This is a genomic window from Accumulibacter sp., from assembly GCF_016789985.1.
In the GTDB taxonomy this organism is placed as follows: Bacteria; Pseudomonadota; Gammaproteobacteria; order Burkholderiales; family Rhodocyclaceae; genus Accumulibacter.
Genome location: NZ_JAEUOL010000259.1, coordinates 1 through 9,724, shown reverse-complemented (window position 1 = coordinate 9,724; position 9,724 = coordinate 1). Strand labels below are relative to the sequence as shown.

Annotated in this window: 10 protein-coding genes and 1 pseudogene; 2 read left to right on the top strand and 9 right to left on the bottom strand. The window is 62.9% G+C overall.

Annotated features, from left to right (window positions below):
- The coding region (locus tag JNK99_RS14860) for a YhbY family RNA-binding protein (RefSeq protein WP_291854403.1) at nt 1-256 on the top strand (256 nt) is incomplete at its 5' end.
- Between the two features lie 51 nt (nt 257-307).
- Here the strand turns inward: JNK99_RS14860 and JNK99_RS14855 are convergent.
- The 7 genes from JNK99_RS14855 to bamE form a co-directional block, all read right to left on the bottom strand.
- A complete protein-coding gene (locus JNK99_RS14855) occupies nt 308-772 on the bottom strand; it encodes a DUF4149 domain-containing protein (protein WP_291854401.1) in 465 nt (154 codons plus the stop codon).
- 8 nt (nt 773-780) lie between these two features.
- On the bottom strand, nt 781-1,257 hold the full coding sequence (gene greA, locus JNK99_RS14850; RefSeq protein ID WP_291854399.1) for a transcription elongation factor GreA: 477 nt from the start codon (nt 1,255-1,257) through the stop codon (nt 781-783).
- A gap of 72 nt (nt 1,258-1,329) precedes the next feature.
- Nucleotides 1,330-4,536 (bottom strand): carbamoyl-phosphate synthase large subunit, encoded by a 3,207-nt coding sequence (carB, locus tag JNK99_RS14845; RefSeq protein WP_291854397.1) that lies wholly within the window; start codon nt 4,534-4,536, stop codon nt 1,330-1,332.
- Nucleotides 4,520-5,671 (bottom strand): glutamine-hydrolyzing carbamoyl-phosphate synthase small subunit, encoded by a 1,152-nt coding sequence (gene carA / locus JNK99_RS14840; protein WP_291854405.1) that lies wholly within the window; start codon nt 5,669-5,671, stop codon nt 4,520-4,522. Before carA ends, carB begins: the two co-directional genes overlap by 17 nt.
- A 320-nt stretch (nt 5,672-5,991) precedes the next feature.
- Nucleotides 5,992-6,186 (bottom strand): hypothetical protein, encoded by a 195-nt coding sequence (locus tag JNK99_RS14835; protein WP_291854395.1) that lies wholly within the window; start codon nt 6,184-6,186, stop codon nt 5,992-5,994.
- Nucleotides 6,187-6,302: 116 nt separating this feature from the next.
- Nucleotides 6,303-7,109 carry a 4-hydroxy-tetrahydrodipicolinate reductase gene (gene dapB / locus JNK99_RS14830; RefSeq protein WP_291854394.1) on the bottom strand — a complete coding sequence of 269 codons (807 nt, stop codon included), beginning with the start codon at nt 7,107-7,109 and terminating at the stop codon, nt 6,303-6,305.
- 1 nt (nt 7,110) lies between these two features.
- A complete protein-coding gene (bamE, locus tag JNK99_RS14825; protein WP_291854392.1) occupies nt 7,111-7,593 on the bottom strand; it encodes an outer membrane protein assembly factor BamE in 483 nt (160 codons plus the stop codon).
- A 180-nt stretch (nt 7,594-7,773) separates the two neighbouring features.
- Between bamE and fur the strand changes: the two genes are divergently transcribed.
- A complete protein-coding gene (gene fur, locus JNK99_RS14820) occupies nt 7,774-8,241 on the top strand; it encodes a ferric iron uptake transcriptional regulator (RefSeq protein ID WP_291854390.1) in 468 nt (155 codons plus the stop codon).
- Between the two features lie 45 nt (nt 8,242-8,286).
- Here fur and JNK99_RS14815 read toward each other — a convergent pair whose 3' ends face one another.
- Nucleotides 8,287-9,186 carry an adenylate/guanylate cyclase domain-containing protein gene (locus JNK99_RS14815; protein ID WP_291854388.1) on the bottom strand — a complete coding sequence of 300 codons (900 nt, stop codon included), beginning with the start codon at nt 9,184-9,186 and terminating at the stop codon, nt 8,287-8,289.
- A gap of 91 nt (nt 9,187-9,277) precedes the next feature.
- Nucleotides 9,278-9,724, bottom strand: a pseudogene (locus JNK99_RS14810) (tRNA 2-thiocytidine(32) synthetase TtcA); the annotation flags it as partial.

Here is a 9,724-nt window from a genome sequence, read left to right as displayed (position 1 = left end):
CAAGGAAGTCGATGTCAATCTGACCAGTCACCAGCTGATCAAGGTTCGTGTCTACAACGATGACCGGGAAGAGCGCGAGCAGTTTCTCGCCACCCTCTGCGACCAGCTCGCAGCGGCACCGGTGCAGCATATCGGCAAACTGCTGGTGATCTGGCGCCCACCGGCCAGTGATCCGGGCAAGGCCGCCACGAAGCGCCCGCGACGCAGCGCGCCACGGCGCAGCAAACGCAGCTTCCAGGGCAGCCCAAGCACCTGAGCAGTGGTCGCCACGGCGACGCCCCAGTAATGCGCAAACCGGCGGACAAACCTACCTTACGCCGCGGGCGGAGCTGGTCACCAGCAGAAGACCGAGCAGACTCTGGACCAGGTAAAGAATGCTCGAGACACCATGCCAGGCGGCAAAGCGATCACGCAGCACGCTCTCCATCACTTCGCGCGGCAGCGCGTCGGCCTTGAGTTGGGCCAGGAGTGGCTGCAGACCAAACAGGCTGACAGCAGTCAGCAGCAGCATCAGAAGCAGCAGCCAGAAATTCCAGCGGCGCAGCGCAGCCGTCCCCAGACGCAGCAGGCTGAACACCAGCAGGTAGGCGGCACAGCCCAGACCAACCCAGGCGATCAGTTCGAACAACTGGCCGGCCAGCCGCCCGGCCAATGGCCGGTCGCTGCTCAAGTTGTGGAACAGGGTGGGCGCCACGAGGTAACCCATGGTCCACAAGCCGCCCACCCAAAGCGTGAGCGCCACGGTGCATAGCGCATCGGCAAAACGTCGCATGGCCTGACTCACTCGTAGCGGACGTCGATGATCTCGTATTCACGGATGCCGCCGGGGGCCTGCACCTCGGCGATGTCACCGGCGAACTTGCCGATCAGGGCGCGCGCCATCGGCGAGTTGATCGATATCTTGCCGCCCTTGATATCTGCCTCGTCCTCGCCAACGATCTGATAGCTGACGCGCAGGCCAGTGTCCTGGTCCTCGAGATCGAGCGTTGCGCCGAACACGCAGCGACCGTCGGCATCGAGCAGCTTGGGGTCGATGATCTGTGCATTGGCAAGCTTGCTCTCGACTTCCTTGATTCGCCCCTCGACGAAAGCCTGCCTCTCCTTGGCTGCATCATACTCGGCGTTCTCCGAGAGATCACCGTGCGAGCGCGCCTCGGCGATCGCCGCAATGGCCTTGGGCCGCTCGACCGTCTTCAGGTGGTGCAGTTCGGCGCGCAATTTCTCGGCGCCCTTGACGGTTACAGGTACTTTGCTCATATTGTTCGCTGCCAACGAAAAACCGCCGGTGCCCGCCTGTTGGGTGGCTCCGACGGTTTCAGGGGTTATCGACTAATTCAGTTGTGCGTGCAAATCCTGTATCGGATAGACAACCAGCTCGCCACGGTTCCTGATGCCGGCGGTCGCCGCTTCGGCACCCCAGATGGTGGTATAGATGGTTACCCGCGCCGCCAACCCCGAGGTCCGGATCGAGCGCGAATCGCTGATCGCCTTGCGCTTCTCGTCGACGGTGTTGATGATCAGCACGATCTCGTTGTTCTTGATCATGTCGACCACATGCGGGCGCCCTTCGGTCACCTTGTTCACCGGGGTCACGGCAATGCCGGCCGCGGCGATCGCGGCGGCCGTGCCGCGCGTCGCGAGAAGGGTAAAACCGGCCGACTGCAGTTCACGCGCGATGGCCACCGCCTTCGGCTTGTCCGATTCCTTAACGCTGATGAACACCTGTCCCGAACTCGGTAACCGGACGCTGGCCGCCATCTGGCTCTTGACGAAAGCCTCGGAGAAAGTGAGACCGACACCCATCACTTCGCCAGTGGATTTCATCTCGGGGCCGAGAATGGTGTCGACCCCCCGGAACTTGACAAAAGGAAAGACGGCTTCCTTGACCGAGAAGTAACTCGGTACCACTTCGTGAGTCAGACCCTGGCTGGCGAGCGACTTGCCGACCATGCAGCGCGCCGCGACCTTGGCCAATTGCAGGCCGGTCGCCTTCGAAACGAAAGGAACCGTACGCGACGCCCTCGGATTCACTTCCAGCACGAAAACCACACCTCTCTGGATGGCGAACTGGACGTTCATCAGACCGCAAACATTGAGGCCTCTGGCCATCAGTCGGGTTTGCCGGCGCAGTTCGTCCTGCAGTTCAGTCGACAGGGAATACGGCGGCAACGAGCACGCCGAATCCCCGGAATGTACCCCGGCCTGTTCGATGTGTTCCATGACGCCACCGATCAGCACGTCCTGGCCATCGCACAGGGCGTCGACGTCGACCTCGCAGGCGTCGTTGAGAAAACGGTCGAGCAGTACCGGCGAGTCATTGGAAACCTTGACCGCTTCGCGCATGTAGCGCTCGAGATCACGTTCCTCGTGGACGATCTCCATGGCCCGTCCACCCAGCACGTAAGACGGCCGCACCACCAGCGGATAGCCGATTTCGGCCGCCAGACGCAGTGCCTCGGCCTCGGTGCGAGCGGTCCGGTTCGATGGCTGGCGCAGGCCAAGATCGTGCAGCAGTTTCTGGAAGCGTTCGCGATCTTCGGCCGCATCGATCATGTCCGGGCTGGTGCCGATGATCGGCACGCCGTTGGCCTCCAGGTCGCGCGCCAGCTTGAGCGGCGTCTGACCGCCGTACTGGACGATCACCCCCAGCGGCTTTTCGACGGCGACGATCTCCAGCACGTCCTCGAGCGTCAATGGCTCGAAGTACAGACGGTCGGAGGTGTCGTAATCGGTGGACACTGTTTCCGGGTTGCAGTTGACCATGATCGTCTCGTAACCGTCCTCACGCATCGCGAGGGCGGCATGCACGCAACAGTAGTCGAACTCGATCCCCTGCCCGATGCGGTTCGGGCCGCCACCGAGGACCATGATCTTCTGCCGATCGCTCGGATTGGACTCGCACTCTTCCTCGTAAGTCGAGTACATATAGGCCGTATTGGTGGCAAACTCGGCGGCACAGGTGTCCACCCGCTTATAAACCGGCCGCACCTGCATGGCGTGGCGGCGCTGGCGAACCGCGGTCTGCGTCGTCCGCATCAGGGTAGCCAGACGCTTGTCGGAAAAACCGGCACGCTTGAGGTGCCACAACTCGTCGCGTGACAACGACTCCAGTGCCCGGCCACGAATGTACTCGGCCTTCTTGTACAGGTCCTCGATCTGAGCCAGAAACCAGGGGTCGATCGCCGTCAGCCGCTGCACCTCATCCAGCGACAGGCCGATGCGGAAGGCATCGGCCAGGTACCAGATACGGTCCGGCCGGGCCTCGCTGAGCGCCGTTTCGACCTCCTCGCGGTCGGCACTTTTTTCGTCGAAGCCATCAACACCGACCTCCAGACCGCGCAACGCCTTATGCAGCGATTCCTGGAAGGTGCGCCCGATGGCCATCACCTCGCCGACCGATTTCATCTGTGTCGTCAGGCGCGAATCAGCTTCCGGAAATTTTTCGAAGGCAAAGCGCGGCACCTTGGTCACCACGTAGTCGATCGACGGCTCGAAGGAGGCCGGCGTCTTGCCACCGGTGATTTCATTGGCCAGTTCGTCAAGCGTATAGCCGACCGCCAGCTTTGCCGCCACCTTGGCAATCGGGAAGCCGGTCGCCTTCGAAGCCAGGGCCGAGGAGCGGGACACGCGTGGATTCATCTCGATGACGATCATCCGCCCGTCTTGCGGCGAAATGGCAAATTGTACGTTCGAACCCCCGGTGTCCACACCGATCTCGCGCAAGACCGCCACGGCGGCATCACGCATGATCTGGTATTCCTTGTCGGTCAGCGTCTGTGCGGGCGCCACGGTAATCGAGTCGCCGGTGTGCACGCCCATCGGATCGAGGTTCTCGATCGAACAGACGATGATGCAGTTGTCCTTGCAGTCGCGGACGACCTCCATCTCGAATTCCTTCCAGCCAATCAGCGACTCCTCGATCAGCAGTTCTCGTGTCGGGCTGGCCTCCAGGCCGCGCCGGCAGATCTCGACGAACTCTTCCTGATTGTAGGCAATCCCGCCGCCCGAGCCACCCATGGTGAAGGAGGGCCGGATGATCGCCGGATAGCCGATCATCGCCTGCACCTGCAACGCTTCCTCCATCGAGTGCGCCACGGCCGAACGCGCCGAACCGAGACCGATCCTGGTCATCGCGGCTTTGAACTTCTCGCGGTCTTCCGCCTTGTCGATCGCCTCCCTGGTGGCGCCGATCATCTCGACACCAAAACGCTTGAGCACGCCGTGCCGGGCCAGGTCAAGCGCACAGTTGAGCGCCGTCTGACCACCCATGGTCGGCAACAGGGCGTCGGGCCGCTCCTTGCTGATGATCTTCTCGAGCACCCGCCAGTTGATCGGCTCGATATAGGTGACGTTGGCCATCTCCGGATCGGTCATGATCGTCGCCGGATTCGAGTTCACCAGGATCACCCGGAAACCTTCCTCGCACAGCGCCTTGCAGGCCTGCGCGCCGGAGTAATCGAACTCGCAGGCCTGACCGATGACGATCGGTCCGGCGCCGATGATCAGAATGCTCTTGATGTCAGTGCGCTTGGGCATCGTGCGCCTTTTCGTGTTGCATCATCTTGACAAAACGGTCAAACAGATAAGCGATGTCATGTGGCCCCGGGCTCGCCTCGGGGTGGCCCTGGAACGAAAAGGCCGGCACGTCGCTGCGCGCCACGCCTTGCAGCGAGCCGTCGAACAGCGACGTGTGAGTCGGCAGCAGGTTCGCCGGCAGGCTGTCGGGATCGACCGCGAAACCGTGATTCTGGCTGGTGATCAGGACCTGCCCGCTGTGCACATCCTTGACTGGGTGATTGGCACCGTGATGTCCGAACTTCATCTTCATCGTCCGCGCACCGGAAGCGAGCGCCAGCAACTGATGGCCGAGGCAGATACCGAAGATCGGAACACCCCTCGCCAGGATTTCGCGAATCGCCGCAATGGCGTAGTCGCAGGGCTCCGGATCGCCTGGACCATTGGACAGGAACACCCCGTCCGGCTCTTGTTCGAGCACCTGGGCAGCCGGCGTCTGAGCCGGCACCACGGTCACCTTGCAGCCGCGCGCCACCAGCATGCGCAGGATGTTGTGCTTGACGCCGAAATCGTAGGCAATGACATGCATCCGTGGTGCAGGCGCCGGACGGTAACCATCCAGGCCCCAATCCCCTTCTGTCCATCGGTATGGCGCCGCGACGCTCACCACTCTGGCAAGGTCCATTCCGGCCAGCCCGGGGAAGGCGCGCGCCGTGTCCACCGCTCGCTGCTCATCGAGCTCGACCGCCATGATGCAAGCCGCCTGTGCGCCCCGCTCGCGCAGGATACGCGTCAGGCGGCGCGTGTCGATACCGCCGATGGCGACGATTCCATGCTTGCCCAGATAGTCGGGCAGCGTCTGCTGCAGACGCCAGCTCTCGGCGCGTACCGGCAAATCGCGAATGATCAGACCCGCCGCGTGATTGGCGCGCGATTCGAAGTCCTCGGCATTGCAACCAACGTTCCCGATGTGCGGATAGGTCAGCGTGACGATCTGGCGACAATAGGAGGGATCGGTCAGTATCTCTTGATAGCCCGTCATCGCCGTATTGAACACTACCTCGCCGCTGGTACTGCCCTCTGCACCGATCGCCAGGCCCCGAAATATGGTGCCATCGGCCAGAGCGAGGATCGCGGGCGGAAGAGTGGGTAACAAGGACACGAAAGACTCCTGTGGAAGCTGCCATTGAATTCACTGCCTATCCGAGCTGTAGATACGCAAAAGCGGGACGGGCTTACGGCCCTCCCGCTCGGATACTTGCAAGCCGCAGGATTATACCGGAGCGCACCACTCTTGGGGTAACTTGACACAGCGCGGCAGTATCCGGTGGGCAGAAGCCGTCCGGCACAGCGCGTTCGCCGGTGCCTTGGATCGCCAGTCGACCGACCACGAAGCGCTCGAGCGCGGGCGGCGGGCGGGCCCCAACTCGACGTCCGCTCGACGTCCAGTTGGCCGGCGCGCCCGGTTCGACTCCATTACCCCGCTGCCGCCATGACCGGCAGCGGCATGTCCATCAGGATCGAAGTCGAAGGGATCGGGCACCGGCAACCCTCTTCCAAGCACCCGCCGGGCAGGGCGAAGGCCGCCAGGAGGTCGTCCGCGGCGATCGGTCTGACCAAGACATCGTCGGCCAGCGCCACCAGAAGTTCCAGCCCCTTGCGATCGGTCATCACCCCTGCGCCCCGGAGCTGCCTCGAAACGCAGATTGCTCCCGCGACCCGGGAAAAATCGAGCAGGTCGTTGCCGATCGCCAGCAGTGACTCGGTGCCAGAGGCCGGGGGGACCCTCAGCGCAGTCCGAGCACATCCTGCATGTCGTACAGTCCAGCCTTCCTGCCCGCCAGAAAGCGCGCCGCACGCAGACTCCCCAGGGCATACGGCATGCGACTGCTCGCCTTGTGGCCGATCTCGACACGCTCGCCGAGCCCACAGAACATCACGTTATGGTCGCCGACGATGTCGCCGCCACGTACCGTGGCAAAACCGATGGTTGTCGACAAGCGCTCGCCGCTGACGCCCTGACGACCGTAGACGGCAGACTCGCCGAGATCGCGGCCGAGCGCCTGCGCCACCACCTCCCCCATGCGCAGCGCCGTACCCGAGGGCGCATCCACCTTGTGCCGGTGGTGCGCCTCCAGGATCTCGACATCGTAGCCTTCCCCCAGGATGCGCGCTGCGACATCAAGCAATTTGAAGACGACATTGACGCCAACGCTCATGTTTGGCGCCAGGACCACCGGAATCTCCTCGGCCGCAGCGGCAATCGCATGCTTGCCACCGGCATCGAGACCGGTCGTGCCGATGACCATCGCCACGCCGTACCGGCGACAGATTGCCAGATGATTGAAAGTGGCTTCCGGTCGCGTGAAATCGATCAGACAGGTGGCCCGCGCAATACCGGCATCACAGTCACTGCTGACCAGGACCCCGCAGGGCATGCCGACCAGTTCCCCGGCGTCTTTCCCCTGCGCCGGCGCATCCGGTTGGTCGAGTGCACTCACCAGTTCCGCTTCGCCGTCACGCAGCGTCGCTTCAACCAGCATGCGGCCCATACGGCCACCCGCACCCGCTACCGCGATTCTCAAGTCATCCATTTCAGAGTCCCACGCTATCCATCATCCGACCAAAAAAACCCGGCTCATCGGGTGGCGGCATCGCCATGCTGCCATCTGCCGGCAAGGAGCCAAGGTCGATCTCACGGTTGCGCGTTTCCGAAACGACTGCCGTGTCGCCCGGTTGTGCCGGCGCGACATCGCCGCTCACCCTGACCAGCCTGCCATCGGTGTCAAAAAAGACCGAGAATCGGCGTGACTCGATCTCCCCTGAGCGCCCCTTTTGCAGGGAATAGAAGTAGTCCCAGCGATTGGCGTGAAACATGTCCATCAATACCGGTGTGCCCAGAATGAAACGTACCTGATCCCTGGTCAGCCCGGGACGCAACTGTGAAACCATCTCCTGGCTCAGGACATTGCCTTGCTGCACGTCGATACGGTATTCCTTGACGATACGCGGTACCGAGGAGCAGGCAAGGAGCGTACAGAGGGCAAGGCCCATAACGGCGACTCGCGGCAGGGTCATGTTGTGATCGGATCGTGTCAGGTGGTCAATAATGGGCGGGGCGAAGCGCGTGTCCCGCCGGGAAGCGGATCGCCGACGAATCCGGTCGAATGCTTGCGCCGCCGCCTCACGGCAGGCATCGAAGGTATATCATACCTGAAAAAGACTTTCCCTCCCGCCGCAGCCGACCAAGGTGAGCCGATGAGCAACTCCGAAGACCTCAAGAACATGGGGCTGAAAGCCACCACCCCGCGCCTCAGGATCCTGGCCCTGTTCGAGAAAACGGAAGTGCGCCATCTGAGCGCCGAGGATGTCTACCGCCTGCTGCTCGCCGATAACCTGGACATCGGCTTGGCCACGGTCTACCGGGTTCTTACCCAGTTCGAGCAGGCCGGCCTGCTCGAACGGCATTTCTTCGAGTCGGGCAAGGCAGTATTCGAGTTAAGCCATGGACAACACCACGATCATCTGGTCTGCATGGACTGCGGCCGGGTCGAGGAGTTCTACGATCCCGAGATCGAACGTCGACAGACGAAGATTGCCAAGGAACGCGGCTTCGTCATCCGCGAACACGCGCTCTATCTCTACGCCGAATGCACCAGGCCGGATTGTCCGCATCGTCGCAACAGCACACGTGGCCTCGGCGAGCGCAACAAGCCAGCCGGCTGAGCGTAGCGGCCAGGCGTCGCTGCATGCCGCGACCGGCTGCTCGTTTCAGAGATGCTCGAACTCGGCAATATCCGCTCCGGGGCTGCCGGCTGAGGAAGCAAAGGAAATGATTCCGCTGCCACGCAGGACGAACTGCTCGTGCCGGATGAACAACTCCCGCTCGCCCAGCAGTGTCACGAAGGTGCCATTGGTACTGAAATCGACCAGCACGAAGTGCCCGCCCCGCCGCTCGATGCGTGCATGATTGCGTGACGCACGGCGGCTGGTCACGGTGATCTCGCAGCCCGCGTCGCGGCCCATGGCGACGCTCGGGCGGTGCCTGTCCAGCAGCTTCACATAATGGCCGTACCTGATGCAGAGCCGCAGTTCCCGCTCCCTGGCCGGCAACGGCGGCTCGACGACCGTACGACGCGCCACCTCTGTCCGGGGTTCCAGCCAGATCACTTCGAACAGTTGACGATCGGCCGGCAAATCCTTGCCTGACTCAGGCTCGAGAAGACGGGTAGACAGTTGCAGATGCGGCGACAGCAAGGCCCGCGTCTGGCTGCTGGTCAACACTTGGCCGGTCTCGGCCAGTCCGGCGAGGCACTCGGCGGTGTGAACGCCGTCGCCGAGAATTTCGCCATCGTCCTCGCTCACTGCCCCGCAATGCAGGCCGACGCGAATCGCCAGCTGAATTCCGGAAACCGGCGGCAGATCGGCAACCCGGCGCTGCATGGCGACCGCTGCCTGGTAGGCATCGTTGGGATTGGCAAACAGCGCTACCAGGTCATCGCGGCCGATCTTCGCGATGCGGCCATGAAAGCCGTCAATACCGCGGGCCATCCGCTTCATGCAACGCTCGATTGCGTGCACCGCTTCGGTGCCCCCGAGTCTGTCGAACAGGCGGGAACTGCCGGCAACCGCGGCAAACACCACCGACAGGTTTGTTTCCCCGCCGTTCACGAATCCCTTTCCCGATGCGCCCGGAGCATGCTGCACGCGCCGGCCGCATGTACAGACGCCCGCTCGTGACCAGCCAGACTAGCCTTGTCGCTCACGCCAGCACCACCGGCAACGGCAGGCTGCCTGGCGCCGACCACGGGTCGGCAAGCTCCGGCGGGTCGAAAACCGAATCGCCACCGGCGACTGTTGCAAGCATGATGCCCGGACGCAACCTCACAAAATCGAACAGCGCATGGTCGGCAAGATGCGAGGGAACGACCTTCTGCAAGGCCGAGAATACCGCCTCCGTGCGTCCGGGGAAACGGCGATCCCAGTCGGTCATCATTTCCCGCACCTTCTGACGCTGCAGCGTGTTCTGCGAGCCGCACAGATTGCAGGGGATGATCGGATAGGCCATGCCGCGGGCAAAGCGGGCGATGTCCGCCTCGGCGCAATAGGCCAGCGGCCGGATAACGACATGCGCCCCGTCATCGCTCACCAGCTTGGGCGGCATCGCCTTGAGTTGGCCGCCAAAGAACAGGTTGAGAAAGAGCGTATG